The organism is Nocardioides sp. NPDC057577, from assembly GCF_042801335.1.
Classification (GTDB): Bacteria; Actinomycetota; Actinomycetes; order Propionibacteriales; family Nocardioidaceae; genus Nocardioides.
On record NZ_JBHVGB010000003.1, the window covers coordinates 16,904 to 36,753 of the forward strand.

General features: G+C 68.5%; 22 protein-coding genes. 9 read left to right on the forward strand and 13 right to left on the reverse strand.

Annotated elements, in window-relative coordinates; genetic code table 11:
• Nucleotides 1–3: 3 nt before the first annotated feature.
• Nucleotides 4–408: a peptide-methionine (R)-S-oxide reductase MsrB gene (gene msrB, locus ACFU7D_RS00980; protein ID WP_378726390.1), complete on the reverse strand. Its 405-nt coding sequence runs from the start codon at nucleotides 406–408 to the stop codon at nucleotides 4–6.
• 98 nt (nucleotides 409–506) lie between these two features.
• On the opposite strand from msrB, the gene ACFU7D_RS00985 reads away from it, so the two are divergent.
• Nucleotides 507–947: a cysteine dioxygenase gene (locus tag ACFU7D_RS00985; RefSeq protein WP_378726392.1), complete on the forward strand. Its 441-nt coding sequence runs from the start codon at nucleotides 507–509 to the stop codon at nucleotides 945–947.
• Between the two features lie 21 nt (nucleotides 948–968).
• On the opposite strand, the gene ACFU7D_RS00990 is transcribed toward ACFU7D_RS00985, so the two are convergent.
• The 3 genes from ACFU7D_RS00990 to ACFU7D_RS01000 form a co-directional block, all read right to left on the reverse strand.
• Nucleotides 969–2,264 (reverse strand): GNAT family N-acetyltransferase, encoded by a 1,296-nt coding sequence (locus tag ACFU7D_RS00990; RefSeq protein WP_378862118.1) that lies wholly within the window; start codon nucleotides 2,262–2,264, stop codon nucleotides 969–971.
• A 40-nt stretch (nucleotides 2,265–2,304) separates the two neighbouring features.
• A complete protein-coding gene (locus tag ACFU7D_RS00995; RefSeq protein WP_378862121.1) occupies nucleotides 2,305–3,207 on the reverse strand; it encodes a DUF4349 domain-containing protein in 903 nt (300 codons plus the stop codon).
• Between the two features lie 124 nt (nucleotides 3,208–3,331).
• A complete protein-coding gene (locus ACFU7D_RS01000; RefSeq protein WP_378862124.1) occupies nucleotides 3,332–4,603 on the reverse strand; it encodes a hypothetical protein in 1,272 nt (423 codons plus the stop codon).
• 142 nt (nucleotides 4,604–4,745) lie between these two features.
• Here ACFU7D_RS01000 and ACFU7D_RS01005 point away from each other — a divergent pair, with 142 nt between their 5' ends.
• From ACFU7D_RS01005 to ACFU7D_RS01020, 4 genes are all read left to right on the forward strand, one after another.
• Nucleotides 4,746–5,825, forward strand: a complete 1,080-nt coding sequence (locus ACFU7D_RS01005; protein ID WP_378862127.1) for a DNA polymerase domain-containing protein — start codon at nucleotides 4,746–4,748, stop codon at nucleotides 5,823–5,825.
• Between the two features lie 104 nt (nucleotides 5,826–5,929).
• Nucleotides 5,930–6,826 (forward strand): polyphosphate polymerase domain-containing protein, encoded by an 897-nt coding sequence (locus ACFU7D_RS01010; protein ID WP_378862130.1) that lies wholly within the window; start codon nucleotides 5,930–5,932, stop codon nucleotides 6,824–6,826.
• Nucleotides 6,827–6,869: 43 nt separating this feature from the next.
• Nucleotides 6,870–7,547, forward strand: a complete 678-nt coding sequence (locus tag ACFU7D_RS01015; RefSeq protein ID WP_355224179.1) for a DUF4956 domain-containing protein — start codon at nucleotides 6,870–6,872, stop codon at nucleotides 7,545–7,547.
• Nucleotides 7,547–9,175: a CotH kinase family protein gene (locus ACFU7D_RS01020; RefSeq protein WP_378862133.1), complete on the forward strand. Its 1,629-nt coding sequence runs from the start codon at nucleotides 7,547–7,549 to the stop codon at nucleotides 9,173–9,175. The genes ACFU7D_RS01015 and ACFU7D_RS01020 overlap by 1 nt, the downstream gene beginning before the upstream one ends.
• Before the next feature lie 208 nt (nucleotides 9,176–9,383).
• On the opposite strand, the gene ACFU7D_RS01025 is transcribed toward ACFU7D_RS01020, so the two are convergent.
• From ACFU7D_RS01025 to ACFU7D_RS01035, 3 genes are read right to left on the reverse strand one after another with little or no spacing between them, the layout of a single operon-like run.
• Nucleotides 9,384–9,908, reverse strand: coding sequence for a hypothetical protein (locus ACFU7D_RS01025; protein ID WP_378726404.1), 525 nt, complete (start codon nucleotides 9,906–9,908; stop codon nucleotides 9,384–9,386).
• Between the two features lie 19 nt (nucleotides 9,909–9,927).
• Nucleotides 9,928–11,037, reverse strand: a complete 1,110-nt coding sequence (locus ACFU7D_RS01030; RefSeq protein ID WP_378862136.1) for an ATP-dependent DNA ligase — start codon at nucleotides 11,035–11,037, stop codon at nucleotides 9,928–9,930.
• A gap of 50 nt (nucleotides 11,038–11,087) precedes the next feature.
• Nucleotides 11,088–11,621: a helix-turn-helix domain-containing protein gene (locus ACFU7D_RS01035; RefSeq protein WP_378726408.1), complete on the reverse strand. Its 534-nt coding sequence runs from the start codon at nucleotides 11,619–11,621 to the stop codon at nucleotides 11,088–11,090.
• 50 nt (nucleotides 11,622–11,671) lie between these two features.
• Between ACFU7D_RS01035 and ACFU7D_RS01040 the strand changes: the two genes are divergently transcribed.
• The 3 genes from ACFU7D_RS01040 to ACFU7D_RS01050 are packed head-to-tail and all read left to right on the forward strand — an operon-like array spanning nucleotide 11,672 to nucleotide 13,586.
• On the forward strand, nucleotides 11,672–12,037 hold the full coding sequence (locus ACFU7D_RS01040) for a hypothetical protein (RefSeq protein WP_378862139.1): 366 nt from the start codon (nucleotides 11,672–11,674) through the stop codon (nucleotides 12,035–12,037).
• Nucleotides 12,034–12,792, forward strand: a complete 759-nt coding sequence (locus tag ACFU7D_RS01045) for an ABC transporter ATP-binding protein (RefSeq protein WP_378862143.1) — start codon at nucleotides 12,034–12,036, stop codon at nucleotides 12,790–12,792. Before ACFU7D_RS01040 ends, ACFU7D_RS01045 begins: the two co-directional genes overlap by 4 nt.
• Entirely contained in the window at nucleotides 12,780–13,586 is an 807-nt protein-coding gene (locus tag ACFU7D_RS01050) for an ABC transporter permease (RefSeq protein ID WP_378862146.1), read from the forward strand. The genes ACFU7D_RS01045 and ACFU7D_RS01050 overlap by 13 nt, the downstream gene beginning before the upstream one ends.
• 4 nt (nucleotides 13,587–13,590) lie before the next feature.
• Here the strand turns inward: ACFU7D_RS01050 and ACFU7D_RS01055 are convergent, their stop codons facing one another.
• The 3 genes from ACFU7D_RS01055 to ACFU7D_RS01065 are packed head-to-tail and all read right to left on the reverse strand — an operon-like array spanning nucleotide 13,591 to nucleotide 16,832.
• Nucleotides 13,591–14,937, reverse strand: coding sequence for a dipeptidase (locus ACFU7D_RS01055; RefSeq protein WP_378862149.1), 1,347 nt, complete (start codon nucleotides 14,935–14,937; stop codon nucleotides 13,591–13,593).
• 3 nt (nucleotides 14,938–14,940) lie between these two features.
• Nucleotides 14,941–15,387, reverse strand: coding sequence for a hypothetical protein (locus ACFU7D_RS01060; RefSeq protein WP_378726418.1), 447 nt, complete (start codon nucleotides 15,385–15,387; stop codon nucleotides 14,941–14,943).
• On the reverse strand, nucleotides 15,384–16,832 hold the full coding sequence (locus ACFU7D_RS01065) for an APC family permease (RefSeq protein WP_378862152.1): 1,449 nt from the start codon (nucleotides 16,830–16,832) through the stop codon (nucleotides 15,384–15,386). Before ACFU7D_RS01065 ends, ACFU7D_RS01060 begins: the two co-directional genes overlap by 4 nt.
• 178 nt (nucleotides 16,833–17,010) lie before the next feature.
• Between ACFU7D_RS01065 and ACFU7D_RS01070 the strand changes: the two genes are divergently transcribed.
• A complete protein-coding gene (locus ACFU7D_RS01070) occupies nucleotides 17,011–18,141 on the forward strand; it encodes an aminopeptidase P family protein (RefSeq protein ID WP_378862155.1) in 1,131 nt (376 codons plus the stop codon).
• Between the two features lie 13 nt (nucleotides 18,142–18,154).
• On the opposite strand, the gene ACFU7D_RS01075 is transcribed toward ACFU7D_RS01070, so the two are convergent.
• The 3 genes from ACFU7D_RS01075 to ACFU7D_RS01085 form a co-directional block, all read right to left on the reverse strand.
• Entirely contained in the window at nucleotides 18,155–18,715 is a 561-nt protein-coding gene (locus ACFU7D_RS01075; RefSeq protein WP_378726424.1) for a DUF1269 domain-containing protein, read from the reverse strand.
• A gap of 105 nt (nucleotides 18,716–18,820) precedes the next feature.
• On the reverse strand, nucleotides 18,821–19,084 hold the full coding sequence (locus tag ACFU7D_RS01080; RefSeq protein ID WP_378726426.1) for a GlsB/YeaQ/YmgE family stress response membrane protein: 264 nt from the start codon (nucleotides 19,082–19,084) through the stop codon (nucleotides 18,821–18,823).
• 171 nt (nucleotides 19,085–19,255) lie between these two features.
• On the reverse strand, nucleotides 19,256–19,843 hold the full coding sequence (locus tag ACFU7D_RS01085; protein ID WP_378726427.1) for a GNAT family N-acetyltransferase: 588 nt from the start codon (nucleotides 19,841–19,843) through the stop codon (nucleotides 19,256–19,258).
• Nucleotides 19,844–19,850: the final 7 nt, after the last annotated feature.

Below are 19,850 nucleotides of genomic sequence, written 5' to 3' on the forward strand. Positions count from 1 at the left end.
GTCTCAGGCTTGGTCTGCAGCCTCGAGCGAGATCGAGATCGAGTTGATGCAGAACCGGTCGCCGGTCGGGGTGCCGTAGCCGTCGGGGAAGACGTGGCCGAGGTGGGAGCCGCAGTTCGCGCAGCGGACCTCCACCCGGTCCATCCCGTGCGACTTGTCCTCGATGTACTCGATCGTCTCCGAGATCGGCTGGTAGAACGACGGCCAGCCGCAGCCGGAGTGGAACTTGGTGTCGGACTCGAACAGCTTGGCCTTGCAGGCCTTGCACGAGTAGACGCCCTTGGTCTCGGTGTCGGTGTATTCACCCGTGAACGCCCGCTCGGTGCCCGCCTGACGCAGCACCGCGTACTCCTCGGGCGACAGCTCTGCGCGCCACTCCTCGTCGGACTTCTCCACGTTGTAACCCATGGCTCAAATGGTACGTCTGGGGTGGGAGCACAACCCCATTGGTCAAAGTCGAGTCATCTACTATACTTAAACCCACGAAGCTTCTGGAGGAGGCCACCTTGACCACCCTTGCCATGCAGCCCCTGCTGGACGCCATCCGCACCTACGCCGACGACGACCTGCTCGCGAGCGTGCAGGTGCCCGAGACCGGGCGCGAGTTCCACCTGCTCCACCGCGACGACAAGGTCGAGGTCTGGCTGATCGCCTGGTCGCCGGGCGCCAGCACCGGCTTCCACGACCACGGCACCGCGACCACAGCCTTCACCGTGCTCACCGGCAGCCTGGTCGAGCACAACTGGCTCGGCGGCCTGCAGATCGCCGACGTCGGCCCCGGCGACGCCCGGGCGCACGACGCCGGCCATGTCCATGACGTACGCAACGTCGGCTCGCGCCCGGCGATCAGCCTGCACGCGTACGCACCGAGGTTGGACGCGATGCACCACTACCACTTTCGCGGCGACCGGATCAGCCTGATCGGCGCCGAGCCCGGACGCGCCTGAGGGCTCAGCGGCGGGGCGGGCTCAGAAGCCGGTGATGCAGTAGGGCAGTGGGCCGCCGTCGGCCATCGCCGCCCAGGTCTCGATCGCCTCGGGCGAGCCCGTGATCCGGCCGGCAGCGGCCAGGGTGCGTACGTCGACACCGCCGAGGTACAGGGCGCCGAGGGTGTCGGCGGCCAGCGCCACGGTCGGCGCGGCATCGGTCGGGGTGACCTCCGCGATGCCGTCCCGCACCGCGACCCGCCAGGCACCCGCGGCGTGTCCGAGCGGGTCGTCGACGCCGAGGACGACCTCTCCGGTGGCGTACCAGGGTCGTGCCTGCAGGGCGGCCGGCACATCGAGCACGCGCATCCACAGCATGTCGTCGAGCTCGGCGCTCTTGACCGCGAACGGCTCGGCGAGCGCCCAGTAGAGCGGGTCGTGCACCGGTGCCTTGCGCCACGCGACCCGTTCGACGAGGTCGATGTCGGCGAGGAACCGCCACAGCCGCAGATAGGCCGCCGGGGTCAGCGCGACCAGGTCGACCACCCGCGCCATCCGCAGCCCGAGGTCGTTGCGCTCGTCGGCGGTCTTGTAGATCGCATAGCCGTCGGGAGTGCCGGAGGCGTCCAGGTGCAACACCGCCCTCTGCTTGGACTCGCCCTTCGAGTCGCCGTCGAAGTCGTAGCCGCTGGAGAGCCACGGCTCGTAGAACTGCGGCCGGGTGACCGATCCACGGGTGCGCTCCTGGAAGGTGCCGTAGATCTCGGCGACCGTCTTCCAGGCGTCGGCCGGCTCGACCAGCGTCACCCAACCGTCGTCGGTGGGAACCTCGGGGCGGTAGCGGAACTTCGCGGTCACATCCACCTCGACCTGGCGCAGATGGGTGGCCGTGCCGAAGCCGAAGCGGCCGTAGATCGACCCCTCGGAGACGGTCAGCGCCGCCAGCGGCACGCCCGCGGCGACCGCGTCGGCCAGCGAGACCGTCATCAGCCTGCGCAGCAGCCCCTGGCGCCGGTGGGTCGGGGAGACGGTCACGTCGCTGATCAGTAGCGCCGGCAGGCTGGTGCCGCCGCCGACGTTGATCGGCGAGGTCCAGGACGAGAACGTCGCGACCGGGATCGTGGCCGAGGAGAACTCCGAGCTCTCCGTCCACGCCCCCAGCACGTTCACCGAGTCGTTGCGGATGTGGTCGCGCCAGACCTGGACCCCGTCGTCGTTGCCTCGGGACTGGTGGAAGCCACGCCGGGTCGCTTCGTACCATCCCTTCAACATGGCCTCGTCCCCGTCCAACGGGTCGAGGCTGCGGAAGACGAGGCCGGGGTGCTCGAGCGCGCTCATGGTCAGAACGTACGCCGCCGAGCACCCCGATCTCGACCGGTTATTCCTCCGCCGGGCCGGTGGCCGGCACCGGCCCAGTCATTGGCCCGGCCATGGGTCCGGCCGTCTGCCGCCGGCGCCGGGAGAGGAGCCAGAGGGGCGCGAGGAGGAGCAGGATGACCGGCGTCCACGGGATGATGGCGCCGAGGGCGACCGCGAGGACACGAGCCGAGTCGCCCAGCGCGTCCCAGCCGGCGCTCAGTCCGGCCAGGAAGCCGGGGTCGTCGTCGGAGGATCCGCCGGGGCCGGAACGGTCGATGTTGACCGTGATGGTCGACAACGAGGTCTGGTTCTCGAGGGCCGCCTGCTGGGCGAGCAGCGAGTTGAGGTCGGCCTCGCGGCGGGCGAGCTCGGACTCGATCGCGATGACATCCCCGATCGCCTCCGCGCGGGAGAGGAGCGTACGGATCCGCTCGATGCTCGTCCGGGCGTTCTTCACCCGCACCTCGGTGTCGACGACCTCGGTGGTGACGTCGGTGGTCGTGGTGCTGGAGTCGACCAGAGTCGCGGTGTCCTCGAGGTCGGCCATCGCGTCGTCGAACGACTTCGACGGGATTCGGAGGACCATCCGGGCGTAGCCGGGGCCGTCGTCGTCGCTGTCGCTGGTCTCCTGCTCGGTGACCTGGCCGGCATACCTGTCGGAGATCGACTGCACCTGCGTACGCGTCTTTCCGACGTCCTTCGCGCTGAGCGCGACCGAGCCGGTGGAGATGATCGACGCCTTCGTGACGGCCTGCTTCGGGGCCGCCGCGTCTGCGTCCTCCGCGGCCATCTCCGGAGCCGCCGCCTTCCCGGCTGATGAATCGGCCAGCGACTCGACCGAGCCGGAATCGGCGGAGGACCCGCCCGATCCGTCCGACCCGCCGCATGCGCCGAGGGCGAAGATGCTGACGATGCTGATCACAAGGGCCGCACCCGAGATAGGCCTGACCTTTGCTGTTTTCATGCCCCTAGTACGCCCGGGGGCATGAAAACAGTGCGGGCGACGGCTAGTTACTTCGGGCCATCTCCTTCGGGCCGTCTCCGGATCAGCTGGTCGCCGCAGCCGCCACGAGACCGAGAGTCTGGGCCACGATGTCTGCCCGCATGTCGGCCAGCGGCTCGCCGGTGGCATCCCCGTCGAGGACAGGCACGTGGATGTGACCCTGCTTGGTGTCGGTCCCGAGCGCGTCGCGGAGGGCGGTGGTGCGGTAAGCCGACTCGTTGGACAGGTAGTCACCGCCGCCGCCGGCTACCGCCGTGGAGCCCGGCGTCGGGTCCTCCCGGGTGACCGGCTCGGTCGATCCTGCCGGGATCTCGGTGACGACGCGGTTGATGTTCACCGGGAAGGTGGCCGGCGCGGCTGCCTTCATCGCCTCCACCGGCAGCGTGGTCCGGGTCCACTGCGGCTGCGGGTCGGCGTGAGGAACGTCCTCGGGGATCGGGACGGTCTCGTTGACGCTGACCCGGTCGTTGTCGGGGAAGGTGCCGCGATGGGCGCCGTTCCAGACCTCCAGGTCGAACCGGCCCGCGCGGCCCTGGCTGATGGTGATCGCGGTGTCCACGTCGCGCCTTCCGGGAACCAGGTGCGGCAGGAAGGAGCGCTCGACGATCCCCTCCGCGAACGGCTCCCACAGCACCGGGAACACCACGGTCTGGATCTCGACGGGCCCCTTCGCCGTCTGTACGACGCGCCCGTCCATCGCCAGCGCGGTGGCCCCGGACGGGTTCGACTGGCGGATGTTGCGGTCGAGGGTGAACGGGTCGAAGCCGGAGGCCAGCACCTGTCGCGACCGGCCGGACTCGCCGCGCCTGAAGGTGGTCGACTCGATCCCGCGCGAGCTCCGGTCGAAGGCGGCCAGCACCTTCGCCCGGGCGTCCTCGGACCAGGACCGGTACGCAGGCGCGACGCGCGCGATCTCCAGCTCGCCCGCGAGGCGGGCCCAGTAGAGCGGCCGGTCGTCGCTGCGCGGCAGGTCGCCACCGGCGTCGCCACGCCCCTGCACCCGGTCGACCGCGCGCTGCCACAGAGCCCGGCCGGCGATCCGGGCCGCGACGGTGGCGGCCCTGCTGCTGCTCGCGTCGCAGACGGCCGTCCTCACCACGCCGGCGACGTCGTCGAACCCGGAGCGGGCCAGGATGTCGGTCACCGCCGGGTCGGTGAGCCGGGTGTGCTCCACCCGGGTGTCGGGCGAGGCGAGGGTCCCGCACTCCGGGTCGGTGTTCGCGGTCGCGGTCGCGGGCGCGCCGGTGAGGCCGAGGGTGATGGCGGCGGCCAGGGCCGCCGTGGCGGCGGTCAGTGCCGTGGTTCGAGTCGACATGTGGGGGATCCTCCGAGATCGTGTCGGTCGCCGTACGTTGGAGCGGATCATGCCGGTCTCGAGACGTGCTGGCCAGTGAGTTGGGGATGTCGTCCGGGCGATTTCGCTGGGGGAGGGGCTTGGAGCGGGCTAGGTTGGCGCCATGGCGAAGACACCGGCGGCACACGTGCAGGCGGGCGAGCGCGAGGTGCGGATCTCCAGCCCCGACCGGGTGATCTACGAGGCGACCGACCGCACCCCCGAGGTCACCAAGCTGATGGTCGCGGAGTTCTTCGCGACGGTCGGCGACCCGCTGATGCGGGCGCTGCGGGATCGCCCGACTGCCCTCGAGCGCTGGCCCGACGGCTGGCGCGAGGGCATGAAGCTGGCCACCGGGCCCACCGACAAGGAGGGTGACGGCTTCTACCAGAAGCGCACGCCCAAGGGTGCCCCCGACTACCTCGAGGAGGTCGAGATCACCTTCCCGAGCGGGCGTAAGGCGCGAGAGATCTGCCCCACCGAGCCGGCGATCCCGGTCTGGTGCGCCCAGATGGGCACGCTCACCTTCCACCCCTGGCCCGTCCGCCGTGCGGACGTGGACCACCCCGACGAGCTGCGCATCGACCTCGACCCCCAGCCCGGCACCGACTTCACCGACGTCGTGCGGGTCGCCGGTGTCGCCCGTGAAGCGCTCGAGGAGCTCGGCCTGCGCGGTTTCGCGAAGACCAGCGGCAACCGCGGCGTACACATCTTCGTACGCATCCGGCCGGAGTGGACCTTCGAGGAGCTGCGTCACGCCGCGATCGGCTTCGGCCGTGAGCTCGAGCGTCGCGACGGGGGAGTGACCACCGCGTGGTGGAAGGAGGAGCGCGGGGAGCGCATCTTCGTCGACTTCAACCAGAACAACCGAGATCGCACGATCGCGAGCGCCTACTCGCTGCGCCCCAAGCCTGGCGCCCCGGTCTCCACGCCGCTCACCTGGGACGAGCTGGCCGATCTCAAGGACCCGCGCGAGCTCAACCTCTTCACCGTCCCCGACCTCCTCGCCGACGGCGACCGCTGGGCGCAGATCGACGAGAAGGCGTACGACCTCACGCCCCTGCTCGAGCTGTGGGAGAAGCTGCCCGGAGGCGAGCTCAACTTCCCGCCCGACTACCCGAAGATGCCGGGGGAGCCGCCTCGGGTACAGCCGAGCAAGAAGGTCGCCTCCCACTGGGACCAGGACGGCAACAGAATCGAGTGAGAGCCGCTTTGACAGGCTCACCACAGGTTCGGCACAGGCCGGAGATATGAACGATCGGTGAACTCCCGAAGTCGCATCAGTGACTGTCCCGGGAGGAAAACTGAATGGGTTGGTTGAACCGACGCCTACGCGTCGACCATGACAAGACCGATCATCGCAAGACCGCGGCCGAGGATGCTCCGACGCAGCCGACCGGCTACCAGGAGACCGCGAGCAGGCTGCACTCCTTCAACCGCTACGAGATCAAGTATCTGATCGACGAGCTGAAGGTCGCCCAGCTTCGCGAGGAGCTCGAGGCCCGGATGGAGGCCGACCCGTACTCACCACTGGGCGGCTACCCGGTGACGTCGGTCTACTACGACACCGAGGACCTGCGGTTCTACTGGGAGAAGATCGAGGGGCTCCGGTTCCGCCGCAAGCTCCGGATGCGGCTCTACGGCCAGCCGGCGAGCTGCGCCGAGGAGACCCCGGTCCACGTCGAGATCAAGCAGCGGGTCAACCGGGTGACCCAGAAGCGCCGCCTCTCGCTGCCCTACGAGCAGGCCCGCCGGTGGCTCGACGAGCGTGAGGAGCTCGATCTCGATGTCGGGGGCACCTCGCGAGGCTTCGTCAACGAGGTCACCTCGCTGGTCGGCAACCTCGACCTGCGGCCGATCGTCACCACCGGCTACCAGCGCGAGGCCTTCGTGGGCCGCGAGGCAGACCTCGGCCTGCGCGTCACCATCGACCACCGCGTGCACGGCCGCGACCGCGACTTCCACTTCGCCTCCGCCGCGGAGAACCGGTTCCTGATCCCGCCGAAGCTGGCGATCGTCGAGCTCAAGGCCAACGAACGGGTGCCCTACTGGGCGACCGACCTGACCGCACGGCTCGACATGTCGGTGGTCCGGATCTCGAAGTACTGCCAGTCCGTCGAGGCCTTCTCGCTCGCCCCGAGCTCACGCTACGGCGCGACCGAGAACGTCCTCGCCCCGAACCCCGACCTCATCACCACTCCCTGATCTCTCACCGATCCCTCGACGGATCTCTGCACAGGAAGCTCCCATGAATCTCGATTTCCAAGATCTCAGCTCTACGTTCACCGTCTTCGACATCGTGGCGTCGCTGACGCTGTCGTTCGTGCTGTCGGCGATCATCGGCTACGTCTACCGGGCCACCCACAAGAACGTCTCCTACAGCCAGTCGTACGTCCAGACGCTGGTGCTCGCGGGCATGGTCGTCTCGCTCATCATGCTCGTCGTCGGCTCCAACATCGCCCGGGCGTTCGCGCTGGTGGGTGCGCTGTCGGTGATCCGGTTCCGCAACGCCGTGAAGGAGACCCGCGACGTCGGCTTCATCTTCTTGGTGATGGCGATCGGGATGACGACCGGCACCCGGTTCTACCTGCTCGCGATCGCGGCCACGGTGATGATCTGCCTCGTGCTCGTCCTGATGAACAAGTTCAACTGGTTCAAGCTCGACGTGCAGCGTCAGGTGGTCAAGGTCCAGGTGCCACCCGAGCCGGAGTACACCTCGGTCGTCGAGGACCTGATGATCCAGCACTGCTCCGACTTCGAGCTGGTCTCGACCGAGTCCGTACGCTCCGGGGCGCTGATCGAGCTCTACTACACCGCGCAGCTGAAGAAGGGCAGCAGCTCGCGTGAGCTGCTGCAGGCACTCTCCGCGGTCAACAGCGGCCAGCGCGTCACCGTGCTGACGGGCTACGACCAGACCGACCTGTGATGCCTGGATCCATCGACGCCGAGCCCGACTCGACCGTCCCGCGCAAGCGCCTCCGGCACCGGCTGCCCCGGTCCTGGCGCCAGCACTGGAAGCTCGTCGCGCTCCTGGGCGCCTTCTCCCTCGCGCTGCTGGTCACGCTCCATGATGTGGGCATCAAGCCCTACATCACCGGCGACGTCGAGATCGCAGCGGCCGAGATCACCGAGGACATCGCCGGCTCCGTCGACCTCTTCGACACCTCCGTCGACCACGAGCTCTCGATCGACATCACCGATGTCGAGTACGACGACATGGTCGAGAGCTACCAGAAGGACGGCGAGAAGAAGTGGGTCACCGCCACGGTGACCATCGATGGCACCGTCATCAACGACGTCGCAGTGCGACTCAAGGGAAACTCGACCCTGATGGGGCTGCGCGGCACCGGGGGAGCCGGCGGCGGTGGCGAGGGAGGTCCCGGCCGGGGCGGCATGCAGCCCCCCGAGGGAATGGAGCTCCCCGAAGGCATGGAGATGCCCGAAGGCATGGAGATGCCGGAAGGCATGGAGATGCCGGAAGGGATGCAGATGCCCGAGGGCATGGAGCCCCCCGATGGGATGGAGATGCCCGAAGGCGGGATGGGCGGCGGCGTGGGCGGCGGCGGGATGGCCGCGATGTCCCAGGCGTCGGCCGACGACCCGACATCCCTCCCGCTGCTGCTCAGCTTCGACGAGAACGTCGAGGGCCGTGCGTACCAGGGCATGACCGAGATCTCCGTACGTCCCGGCAGCCCGGTCATCAACGAGGCCATGGCCCTCTCCCTGACCAAGGAGGCGGGTCTCCCGACCCAGGACTACGGCTATGCCGTCTACTCGGTCAACGGCAGCGACACGACGACCCGTCTGCTGCTCGCCCACCCCGACGAGAACATGGCGAACAACCTGTTCGACTCCCCGGGTTACCTCTACAAGGCCGACGCGTCCTCGCAGCTCGCCTACGTCGACGACGACCAGTCGTCCTACAGCGATCAGTTCAAGCAGATCAACTCCAGTGACGAGGGGACCCTGCAGCCGATCATCGACTTCCTGAAGTGGATGGACGAGGCCGACGACGAGGAGTTCGCCGCCGACCTGGACGAGTGGGTCGACGTGGACTCGCTGGCGGACTATCTGGCGATGCAGAACCTGATCACGAACAGCGACGACATGAGCGGCCCGGGTCAGAATTACTACCTCTGGTACGACCTGGAGTCCGAGAAGCTCTCGGTGATCTCCTGGGATCTCAACCTCGCCATGCAGGGGAACGCCACCCTCGGTCCCGACGACGAGAACGGCATGTTCGGCGGCATGTTCGGCGGTGGGAACCGCGGAACCGGCGGAGCCGGCGGAGCCGGCGGCATGCGGGGCGGGAACGCGCTCAAGGAGCGGTTCCTGGCGTCCGAGGAGCTGAAGGCCGTCTACACCGAGGCGTACTGGAAGCTGTTCGACAGGGTGTACGCCGACGGCACAGCTGCCGAAACGGTCGCGGGGCTTGCCGAGTCGGTGCCGACCAGCGACGCACTGAGTGCCGCGGACCTCGAGACGGCGATCGACTCGATGTCGGACTGGGTCGACCAGCGCACCAGCACCTTGAAGAAGGCACGGAAGGAGTGAGCGGATAGCAGAAGTGCCCACTCAGCGCGGATCCCCCGATCGCACGAGCAGGCACTTCTTCGTCGCTGGATCCCCCCGGAACAGCGAACCCCAAGATACTAGGGGAATGCGAGCCACAACTGCCACGTGAAGCCGGTAACAGAGCGGTAACCTTTGATGTGTTACCCGTCACACGCGGTGCGTTCAGTGGTCATAGGGACGAAACGTCCTACATTCCGGTGATTCCTTCGCCTTCGCCGGCCTGCTCGTCGAAGTTCTCGTGCTCGATCAGGTGCAGGACAGGCACGTGGAGATGGCGTCGGGCCTGGTGGGTCCAGTCGACGTGGAAGAACTCGGCGACCACGTGCGGGCGGGTCATGATGATCGCCTCCCGGCCGTCGACGGCCTCGACCTTGGCGCGCAGCGCCTTGACCGGGTCCTGGACGAGCTCGCCGTGGGCGGCGGCGCCGGAGGACTTCAGGACCTTCAGGGTCTGCTCGAGCGCCTTCTCGGCCTCGTCCTTGGCCTCCTCGCGCACCGCGTCGAGGTCGATCTCGTTCATCATCATCGCCGAGCCGAGGTATTCGGCCGCGCTGAGCGTGCCCATCGCCGACTCGATCCGTGCTGCGGCGTCCTCCAAGGGAAGCAGCACGTGGTAGACCGGGTCCTCGACCCCCTCGTGGAGGGAGTGGACCCGGGTTGCGTCGTCGAGGGTGATTGCCTGCTCGACCAGGAGTACGACGTCGTAGCTCATGAGTCGACCCTAGCCGGATTTATCTGAGCTTTTGAGCAGGACCCCCGAGCACTTCGGACAGCTCGTAGGCCACAGGTTCCTCGAGCTGCTCGTAGCCGCACGACTCCGGGTCGCGGTCGGGTCGCCAGCGCTTGAACTGGGCGGTGTGCCGGAACCGGCGTCCCTCCATGTGGTCGTAGCCCACCTCGAGCACCCGCTCCGGCCGCAGCGGGGTGAAGGACAGGTCCTTCCCCTGGGACCAGCGGCTCTGGGTGCCGGGAACCCGGTCGGGGTTGGCGGTGAGGAACTCCTGCCATCGTCCCCACGGGTGCTCCTCGATGGGGACGACCAGCTCCTGGAGCTCTTGCCACAGCTCGGCGCGTCGCGCGGCGGTGAAGGACGCCGAGACCCCGATGTGCTGGAGCTCCGGCTGACCGTCCTCGCCGGGGGCGTACAGGCCGAGCAGCAGGCTCCCGAGCAGCGGGTTCTCCGGTGTGGAGGTCTTGTGCTCGCGGTAGCCGGCCAGGACCACGTCAGCCGTACGCGAGTGCTTGATCTTCAGCATCGTCCGCTTGTCGGGGACGTACGGCGCGTCCAGCGGCTTGGCCATCACCCCGTCCAGCCCGGCGCCCTCGAACCGGGTGAACCAGTCCTGGGCGACCTCCGGGTCGGTCGTCGTCGTGCACAGATGGACGTTGTCCGAGGTCACCGAGGCGAAGGCGCCCTCCAGCGCCGCCCGCCGCTCCGTCAGCGGTTCGTCGAGGAACGACCTCTCGCCCAGCGCGAGCAGATCGAAGGCCGCGTACGCAGCGGGCGTCTCCTCCGCCAGCAGGCTGATCCGCGACGCCGCCGGGTGGATCCGCTGCTGCAGCACCTCGAACTCCAGCCGGTCCCCGATCGCGACGAAGATCTCCCCGTCGAGCACGATCTTCTCCGGCAGCGCCTTCCGTAGTGCCTCGACAACCTCGGGGAAGTAGCGCGTCAACGGCTTGGTGTTCCGCGAGGCCAGCTCCACCTCGTCCCCGTCCTTGAACACGATGCACCGGAACCCGTCCCACTTCGGCTCGAACGCGTACCCGCCGTCGGTCGGCACGTTCTTCACGGGCTTCGCCAGCATCGGCAGGATCGGCGGCATCACAGGAAGGTCCACCTGCTCACCGTAAGCGATGCGGCGCTCCCGGAGGTCGAGCTTGTCGAGACCTACTCCGCGGGCAGCAGCACGGTCGACAGCATCACCCGCTGCTTTCCGGCCGTCTCCTCGAGGTACGGCGCGAGCAGCTCGTTGAAACCCTGCTGGATCCGAGCGAGGTCGTCCGCGTCGACGTACATCGCGCCCGTGCCGAATCCGAGGTGGCTGCGAGTCACCTCGCCGAGGATCAGCGAGCCCTCGAACGTACGCAGCAGCTCCCCGACGAAGGCGAGGAACCCAGCCCGGAGCTGGTCGTCAGAGAGCGTCGCGAGCTCGGACTGCTCGACGTGGGCCATCTGCTCGCCGAGCGTGTAGGTGCGCTCGACGGTGCCTCGCACCCGCCGCTCCGATGCCACGGCGAGAACGCCGGCGTCGACGAGCGCGGCGATGTGTCGGTACAGCGTCGCCTGGGGCACGTCGGTCATCAACTCCCGCAGCTGAGCTGTGGTCAGGTCGCGACCACCCACCGCCTGCAGGATCCGCAGGCGGACGGGGTGCGCGACGACGGCGGCGATATTGCCTTGCGGCGGCATGAGGACCTCCATTATTCTCATTCTGAGAATGTTCCTGATCTGAGCATATTCTAGGAGACGAGATGACGACCCTCCGTGTCGAGGACCACGTGCTGACGCTCACCTTTCCCGGCTGGGAGCGCCTGATGGCGGGCCGCGCGGCCCACTCCGTCGCCATCACAGCGATCGACTCGGTCGAGATGCTGCCGGGCTGGAGCTCGGAGATCCTGGGCTGGCGCTCCGGGCTGGTGATCTCCGGCTTCCGCAAGCTGGGCACCTTCCGCCACCCCGACGGCACCCGGCGGCTGGTCTCGATGACGCGCGGACTGCCGCTGCTGAGGATTCGGCTTCACGACCGGGAGGCCGGCGCCGGCTTCGACGAGCTGCTGGTCAGCACCCCGGACGCCGCCGAGCTGGTCGCTCGGCTCGACGCCCGGGCGCGCTTGTGAACGCGGCGATCTCGGCTTGGCGCGAGACGCTCGACGGCCCGATCCTGCGGGCCGAGGCCCTGGCCAAGTCCTTCGGGCCGGTGCCGGCGCTGACCGCGGTCGATCTCCTCGCCCTGCCGGGAAGGGTGACGGGCTTCATCGGCCCCAATGGTGCCGGCAAGAGCACCACGCTGCGCATCCTCACCGGCCTCGTTCGCGCGGACCAGGGCACCGCGACGATCGATGAGGTCCCGTACGCATCGCTGAGCCGTCCGTCGCAGATCCTGGGGGTCGTCGGCGATCTGGCCGGCGCCCACCCGGGGATGACTCCGCGCGGCCACCTGCAGACCCAGGCCGCGCTGATCGGCGCACCCCGCGAGTGGGTCGATCAGGTGCTCGACGAGACCGGTCTGCACGACGTGTCGGGGCGACGGATCCGAGGGTTCTCGACCGGGATGAAGCAGCGGCTCGCCCTCGCGACCGCGCTGCTGGGGCGGCCCTCCGGGCTGATCCTCGACGAGCCGACCGAGGGTCTGGACCCCTCGGGCATCGTCTGGCTGCGCGGCCTGCTGCGTGCCTTCGCCGATGCCGGCGGGACGGTGCTGGTCTCCAGCCACATGCTCACCGAGCTGCAGCAGGTGATCGACGACCTGGTGCTTATCGCCGGAGGACGTTCCCTGTGGACGGGCTCCCTGTCCGACTTCACCGCCGAGCACGCCTCCCTGGAGGAGGCCTACCTGAACATGATCGAGAAGGAGATGGCATGCGCCGGCTGAACGACGCGGTCCGCGGAGAGGCCGTGCGCCTGACCGGGACCCGGTTGCCCCTGTGGGCGCTGCTCACCGCAGCAGCGTGCGGAGGGCTGCTCACCGGGATCGTCGGTCTCACCGGCCCGGAGAACGCGACCCCGCCGATGCCTGGCCTGGACACGGTCGAGGGCGTCTCGGCGGTCCTGAGCCTGCTCGGGGTCACCCTCTTCGCTCCTGCGCTGATTGGCACCGTGGCGATCACCGGCGAATACCGGCACCGCACCGTCGCCACCACGTTCCTCGCGGTCCCACGGCGCGGTCAGGTGCTGACCGCGAAGCTGATCGTCTACGGAGCGCTCGGCGTGGCGTACGGCCTGGTCCTGGCGCTCGCCGCCGTCATCGGCATCTATGCCGGCACCCTCGTCAACGGGATCGAACCGGGGCTCGGCCTGGCCGCCGTCGTGGGCACCACGGTGCGCTACGGCCTCGCCGCGGCCATCTACATGCTGCTCGGCGTCGCCATCGGCGCCGTCGCGCGCCACCAGCTCCTCGCGATCGGCATCACGCTCGGCTACTTCTACCTCGTCGACAACCTGGTGATGATCCTTCCAGGCATCAACATCGCCTATCCGTTCCTGCCCGGCGGGGCCACCGCGTCGCTCACCGGCTCGACGGCCCTGCTCGAGATGATCGCGGCCGAGACGGGGCTCAGTGGCCCCGTGGTCCAGACCCCGCTCCTCGGAGCCCTCGTCCTCCTCTTCTACGTCCTGGCCGCATCCGCGCTAGCCGCCGTCGTCTCCCTGCGTCGCGACGTGGTCTAGCCGGTCAGGTCGTCGCGGCGGCGTAGCGCTGCAGGAAGAGCGCCTCGGTCAGTGCCATGGTCGAGATCTCACCCGGGTCCACGCTCTCGTTCGGCGCGTGGATCAGCGCCTGCGGCTCCTCCACGCCCATCAGGATGATCTCGGCGTCGGGGTAGGTGTCGGTGAAGACGTTGCACAGCGGTATCGAGCCGCCCTGCCCGAGGGTTGCCATCGGCTTCTCGTAGGCCTCCAGCATCGCCGCGCCCATCGCCCGGTAGGCCGGTCCGTCGATCGTGGCCCGGAACGGCGAGCCGGTGGCTTCCACCTCGATCGTGACGTGGACACCCCAGGGTGCGGTCCGGTGGAGGTGCGCTTCGAGCGCCTTCTGCGCCACGTCCGGCGCGAGCCCGGGTGGGATGCGGAGGTTCAGCCGCGCCGCGGCCCTGGGCACGATCGCCGCCGCCGAGCCGACCACGGGTGGGCAGTCGATGCCGAGCACCGTGACCGACGGCCGGGCCCACAACATGTCCGACACCGAGCCGTCGCCGAGCAGATGGACCCCGTCGAGCAGTCCGGCGTCGCTGCGGAACTGCTCGCGCGGGTACGGCTCTCCCTCCCAGTGTCGGGTGTTGTCCAGCCCCTCGATCGTGGTGTTGCCGGCTGAGTCCCGCAGGCCGGCCAGCATCGCGATCAGGGCCGCGAGGGCGTCCGGGGCGGCACCGCCGAACATGCCGGAGTGCACCTCCGAGGCCAGGGCTTCGACAGTGACGACCACGTTGACCATGCCACGCAGGCTGACCGTTGCCGCCGGTTGGCCGACGGCCGCGTTTCCGGTGTCGCAGACCAGGATCGTGTCGGCGCGGAGCAGGTCCGCGTTGTCGACCACGAACGCCTCCAGGCCCCCGGTGCCCTGCTCCTCGGACCCCTCCACGACCAGCTTGAGGTTCACCGGTACGTCCTGCCCCAAGGCGCGCAGCGCCAGGAGGTGCATGAGGATGTTGCCCTTGCAGTCCGCCGTGCCGCGGCCGTACCAGCGCCGGTCCTTCGCGACCAGCTCGAACGGCGGTGTCTGCCAGGCGGCGTCATCGAGCGGTGGTTGCACGTCGTAGTGGGCGTAGAGCAGCACCGTGGGCGCGTCGGGCCGGGCGCACGGTCGAGAGCCGACGACGGCGTTGCTGCCGTCCGGGGTCTCCGCCAGCCGGGCATCGTCGAACCCGAGAGCCGCGAAGTGGTCGAGCACCCACTGCGCGGCACGGTGGCACTCCTCGGGCGGGAACTGGCGCGGGTCGGCGACCGACTTGATGGCGACCAGCTCGGCAAGCTCCGCCCGAGCCTGGGGCATGAGTTCCGTGATGCGGCTCCTCAGATCCATGTCTCACTCGCCTGCCACGTCATCGGTCTCGAGGTCGTCGACGAACTCGTTGAAGTCGTCCAGCTCGTCGGGGCAGTAGATCTCGATGATCAGCTTCTGGCCCTGGAAGACCCGGCTGTCGGCGACCACCGGGCGCGCCCCGGGACCGGTAGCGCCGTTCGCGAGCTGCGACAGCAGGATGGCGCGATTCAGCGCGTCGTTCGGGTTCTCGCAGGTCGCCCCACCGTCCGCGCCCAGGACCCGCACGATCCGGTCCTTGTCAGGGGTGTAAGCGCCGGCGTCCTCGAGGGCCGCGATCAGCTCATCGGCCTTCTCCTCGGCTTCCCGGGTCTCCCGGGCCGAGCTGAAGGCGATCAGCCCGGCGACGACGAGGACGCCGAGGAGGACCAGGGCGGTGATGTAGATCCAGTTGCGTTCGCGCTTGCTCTGCGTCTCCGTCGGGGTGCTCATGACGGGGTCACCTCCTGCGGCTCAGGCTGCTTCCACGACGGCTTGCGGAAGCGGTAGAACAAGAACGGCACGAGGAGCCCGAGCCCGAGTGCGCCGCCGCCGACGATCGCGAAGTAGACACCCGAGCTGCCGGACGAGAACTGCGAGGGCGGGATGAAGCCGACCAGGAGGGCGGCGAGGGAGGCCGCGAAGCCGACGCCGCACATCCCGACGAGCATGGGCGCGCGGTAGCCGCGCGGGTGGTCGGGATGCTTACGGCGTAGCTGGATCGCGGCCACGAACATCAGCAGGTACATGATCAGGTAGACCTGGGTGGTGATGACGGAGAAGATCCAGTAGGCGCTCGACACATTTGGGAGCAACGCGTACGCCAGGCCGATCACGGTGGTGATCAACCCCTGGACGACCAGGATGTTCTGCTGGACACCGTTCTTGTTGAGCTGCTGCAGGAAGGGCGGAAGGTAGCCCTCCTGGCGAGAGATCAGCAGCAGGCCCTTCGACGGCCCGGCCAACCAGGTCAGCATGCCGCCGAGGGATGCGGTGACCAGCATGATGCCCACGATCGGGGTCAGCCACTGCCAGCCGAAGTTCGCGAAGACCGCGTCGAAGGCCTGCATCACACCAGCGGTGAGGGAGAGCTCCTCAGCGGGCACGATCCAGCTGATCGCCAGCGCCGGGAGGATGAAGATCGCCAGGACCAGGCCCATGGCCAGGAACATCGACTTCGGGAACTCCTTGCCCGGGTCCTTCAGCGAGGACACGTGAACCGCGTTCATCTCCATGCCCGAGTAGGAGAGGAAGTTGTTGACGATGAGCACGAGGCTCGAGAGCCCGGCCCACACCGGGAAGATGTTCTCGGCGGTCATTGGAGCTGCGGACTCGTTGCCCTGCCCGAGGAAGACGACGCCGAGAAGGACCAGTACGACGCCCGGGATCAGGGTTCCGATGATCAGGCCGCCGCTGGCGAGGCCCGCGACTCCCTTGGTGCCGCGTGAGGAGATCCAGACACCCGACCAGTACACGACGATGATCACGCACGCGGTCCACACCCCACTGCTGGCCAGCTCCGGATTGAAGACGTACGCCAGGGTGCTCGCCACGAACCCCAGCAGGCTCGGGTAGTAGAAGATCGTCATCGCGAACTGGCACCACACGGCCAGGAAGCCCATCGGCTTGGAGATCCCCTCCGAGACCCACTTGTAGATGCCGCCTTCCCAGCCCGACGCGAGCTCCGCGGAGACCAGCGAGGTCGGCAGCAGGAACACGATGGCCGGGAGCAGGTACAGGAAGACGCAGGCCAGGCCGTAGACCGCCATCGTCGGCGCCGCCCGCAGGCTGGCGACCGAGCTGGTGGTCATCATCGCCAGCGCCACCCACGAGATCCAGGCGGTGGGCGGGATCTTGGCTCGCGTTGCCAGGTCCGCTGCTGCGTCCCCTGCGCTCATGGTGACCACCGCACCGGCGCGGGGATCCTGCAAGATCTGGTCATCCTCATCACTCCTTGCGAAAAAGCGACGGCAGCTGATGGCTCAGATTAGGAACGACATTCGCGCGTGTGGCTCATCCCAAAAGGATGATTCGTGGCTGACCATCTGTGGTTATCGTCCTCACCAGGAGGACACGATGACCACGACACAGTCACCAGTGCCGATCACGACCGAGGACTACACGGCTCGGATGAGCCGCGCGGTGGCCGACGCGACCGAAGCGGGGCTGGACGGGCTTCTGGTGACGCCCGGTCCTGACCTTGTGTGGCTCACCGGCTACCAGCCCACGGCCATCACCGAGAGGTTGACGGTGCTCGTCCTCGCGCCCGGCCGGCAGCCGACGCTGCTGGTGCCGACCCTGGAGCGGCCGGACGTCGAGCGTGCCGTGGGGGCACCGGGCCTCTCGACCGTCGACTGGACGGACGGCGAGGATCCGTTCGTACGCGCCAGCACCTTGATCCCCACTCGCGCCACGATGGGAATCGCCGACTCCGCATGGGCGATGCACCTGCTCGGACTGCAGGACGCGTTGCCAGAGTCCTCCTATCGGTCGCTGACGCAGGCCCTCCCCATGCTGCGAGCGGTGAAGGACTCCAAGGAGCTGGCCCGGCTGGCAGCCGCCGGGGCCGCCGCGGACGCGGTCTACGAGCAGATCCTCGGAGTCCGGTTCGCCGGCCGGAAGGAGACGGACGTTGCCGCCGACCTGGCCCGCCTGCTGCGGGAGTCCGGGCACGAGCAGGTCGACTTCACGGTGGTCGGCTCAGGCCCGAACGGCGCCAACCCTCATCACGAAGCCGGCGACCGCACCATCGAGGTCGGCGATGCGGTCGTCCTCGACTTCGGTGGGCTGATGTACGGCTACGGCTCGGACACCAGCCGCACGGTGTGCGTGGGGGAGCCTTCCGCGCTGATCCGCGAGGTCCACGAGGTCGTCCGCGCGGCGCAGCAGGCAGGAGTCGAAGCAGTACGCCCGGGCGTTGCCTGCCAGGAGATCGACCGGGCCGCTCGCAAGGTGATCACGGAGGCGGGGTACGGCGAGCGGTTCATCCACCGCACCGGGCACGGCATCGGCACCACGACGCACGAACCGCCGTACATGATCGAGGGCGAGGAGCAGCCGCTGGTGCCCGGGATGTGTTTCTCCGTCGAGCCCGGGATCTACCTCCCCGGAGAGTTCGGTGTCCGAATCGAGGACATCGTCACGGTCACCGAGTCGGGCGGCAGGCGCCTGAACCGCACGGAGCGAGACCTGAAGGTCGTCGGCTGAGACCTCAGGATCGTCAGGCGTGGCCGCCCTGCACTTCCTTGGCTGCGGCCTTGATGTCTTCCGCCTCGACCTTCTCGACGGTGGACTGAACGATGGTCTCTGCCCGCTCGAGGGCCTTGCGGATCTTGATCTCGCCGGGGTCCGAGACCAGGGCGAGCAGGCCGGAGTGTCCTGGTGTGATCGCATTCTCGAGCCGCTCCGCGAGCTCCTTGTTGTGGTGGCGCTGTCGCAGCTTGCCGACGAGCGCCCCGGCGCCGCCTGCGACTGCGGCACTGCCGAGGATCGACGGTGGGAAGACCACGCCGAGCGCGATGCCGCCGACGACGCCCCACTTGAGTCCCGACTTCGTGCTGTGGTCGGTCGCCTTCTGGATCTCCAGCCGGCCCTCGGCCGAGCGGTTGACCACGATGACGCCCTCGATCTCGACGGTGCGGCCGTCCTCGGCCGACTTGAGTGCCTCGTACGCCTCCCACGCCATGTCGGTGTCGCTGAAGTCCGCGATGATGAGGGTGTAGGCGCCGTCGGACACGGAGGCCGCGCTCACCTCGACGTCGGGGGTGTTCTCGTCTGCCATGACATCCGCTCCTTGGTGGTTGGGGTTCCACTCTCGAACGGTCCGTGGCCCGGCGGCATCACCCGTAGCGGGTGGGGTGGGCGTGCCGCTAAGAGGCCCCGATGATCACTGGCCCTGACGCGATCGGCGCCAGAACCCCCACGCCCACGTGAGGAGCAGGGCTCCGAGGATCGACCCGATCAACCCGGTCGGGTGGAGATCGAGGCCGTTGCCGGTCGCGAGGCTGAGCCCCAGACCGCCGATGAAGGAGCCCAAGAGGCCCGTCACCGCCGCAGTGGTCCAATCGATCTCCTTCATCGAACGACCGAGAACGAGTTGTGCCACGCCGCCTGCCACGATGCCGAACAGGATGATCGCGATGATGAGCATGTCGGCAACTTATCGCATCCAGGTGCTCTCATTCCGGTGTTGAACAACACTGCTCGACAATGTCGCCTTGATATGGACGTCGACGGGGCCAAACCATCTGGTCGTGCCGATTCCGGCGCTCAGGCGCTGCGGGTCTGGAGCCAGGTGACGCCTCCTCCGACCGCGTTCGTGTCAGCGTTCGACGGGACTCGGGGTGAGCAGGGACACGTCCAGGTCGCTGTTGCGGAGGCGGTAGACCTGAAGCCTCAGGTCGTAGTACTTCTCCGTCTCCCCGACCCAGTCCATGCCGATGCGGCGTGCGGCGTGGATGCCGTGCTCGTTCCGGGGTCGTACGACGGCGAAGATCTCCTCCTCGCCGTTGGCGAACGCGTAGTGGGCGAGAGCGTGCCCGGCTTCCGAGCCCAGTCCCTGGCCCCACGCCCAGGGGGCGAGCTGGTAGCCCACCTCCAGGTCTTCGCCTTCCGGAGGGAGCGGAAGGATCTGTGCTGAGCCTGCGATACGGCTGGTCTCGATCTCCTCGACCACCCATCGGCCGGTCGCGCGGCCGGCGGGTCCGGGAGGCGCGGCGAGCCAGTTGCTGATCGTCGCCCGCATGGTGTCGACGTCGGCGACCTGTTCCATGGCCGGCGCCAGCCACCGGGAGACCTCGGCGCTGCCGTAGATCTCGAGTGCCGCGGGAGCGTCGTCCTCGCGCCAAGGCCGAAGCCGCACCCGCGCCGTACGAATGGTCGATCCATCGATCGTGACGTCATCAGCCAACGTGAGC

Excerpts from the sequence above, each read along its gene's own strand:
- msrB (WP_378726390.1), bottom strand. The coding sequence starts at position 408 with ATGGGTTACAACGTGGAGAAGTCCGACGAGGAGTGGCGCGCAGAGCTG.
- ACFU7D_RS00990 (WP_378862118.1), bottom strand. The coding sequence starts at position 2,264 with ATGAGCGCGCTCGAGCACCCCGGCCTCGTCTTCCGCAGCCTCGACCCG.
- ACFU7D_RS01000 (WP_378862124.1), bottom strand. The coding sequence starts at position 4,603 with ATGTCGACTCGAACCACGGCACTGACCGCCGCCACGGCGGCCCTGGCC.
- ACFU7D_RS01005 (WP_378862127.1), top strand. The coding sequence starts at position 4,746 with ATGGCGAAGACACCGGCGGCACACGTGCAGGCGGGCGAGCGCGAGGTG.
- ACFU7D_RS01010 (WP_378862130.1), top strand. The coding sequence starts at position 5,930 with ATGGGTTGGTTGAACCGACGCCTACGCGTCGACCATGACAAGACCGAT.
- ACFU7D_RS01015 (WP_355224179.1), top strand. The coding sequence starts at position 6,870 with ATGAATCTCGATTTCCAAGATCTCAGCTCTACGTTCACCGTCTTCGAC.
- ACFU7D_RS01020 (WP_378862133.1), top strand. The coding sequence starts at position 7,547 with ATGCCTGGATCCATCGACGCCGAGCCCGACTCGACCGTCCCGCGCAAG.
- ACFU7D_RS01025 (WP_378726404.1), bottom strand. The coding sequence starts at position 9,908 with ATGAGCTACGACGTCGTACTCCTGGTCGAGCAGGCAATCACCCTCGAC.
- ACFU7D_RS01035 (WP_378726408.1), bottom strand. The coding sequence starts at position 11,621 with ATGGAGGTCCTCATGCCGCCGCAAGGCAATATCGCCGCCGTCGTCGCG.
- ACFU7D_RS01040 (WP_378862139.1), top strand. The coding sequence starts at position 11,672 with ATGACGACCCTCCGTGTCGAGGACCACGTGCTGACGCTCACCTTTCCC.
- ACFU7D_RS01050 (WP_378862146.1), top strand. The coding sequence starts at position 12,780 with ATGCGCCGGCTGAACGACGCGGTCCGCGGAGAGGCCGTGCGCCTGACC.
- ACFU7D_RS01055 (WP_378862149.1), bottom strand. The coding sequence starts at position 14,937 with ATGGATCTGAGGAGCCGCATCACGGAACTCATGCCCCAGGCTCGGGCG.
- ACFU7D_RS01060 (WP_378726418.1), bottom strand. The coding sequence starts at position 15,387 with ATGAGCACCCCGACGGAGACGCAGAGCAAGCGCGAACGCAACTGGATC.
- ACFU7D_RS01065 (WP_378862152.1), bottom strand. The coding sequence starts at position 16,832 with ATGAGCGCAGGGGACGCAGCAGCGGACCTGGCAACGCGAGCCAAGATC.
- ACFU7D_RS01070 (WP_378862155.1), top strand. The coding sequence starts at position 17,011 with ATGACCACGACACAGTCACCAGTGCCGATCACGACCGAGGACTACACG.
- ACFU7D_RS01075 (WP_378726424.1), bottom strand. The coding sequence starts at position 18,715 with ATGGCAGACGAGAACACCCCCGACGTCGAGGTGAGCGCGGCCTCCGTG.
- ACFU7D_RS01080 (WP_378726426.1), bottom strand. The coding sequence starts at position 19,084 with ATGCTCATCATCGCGATCATCCTGTTCGGCATCGTGGCAGGCGGCGTG.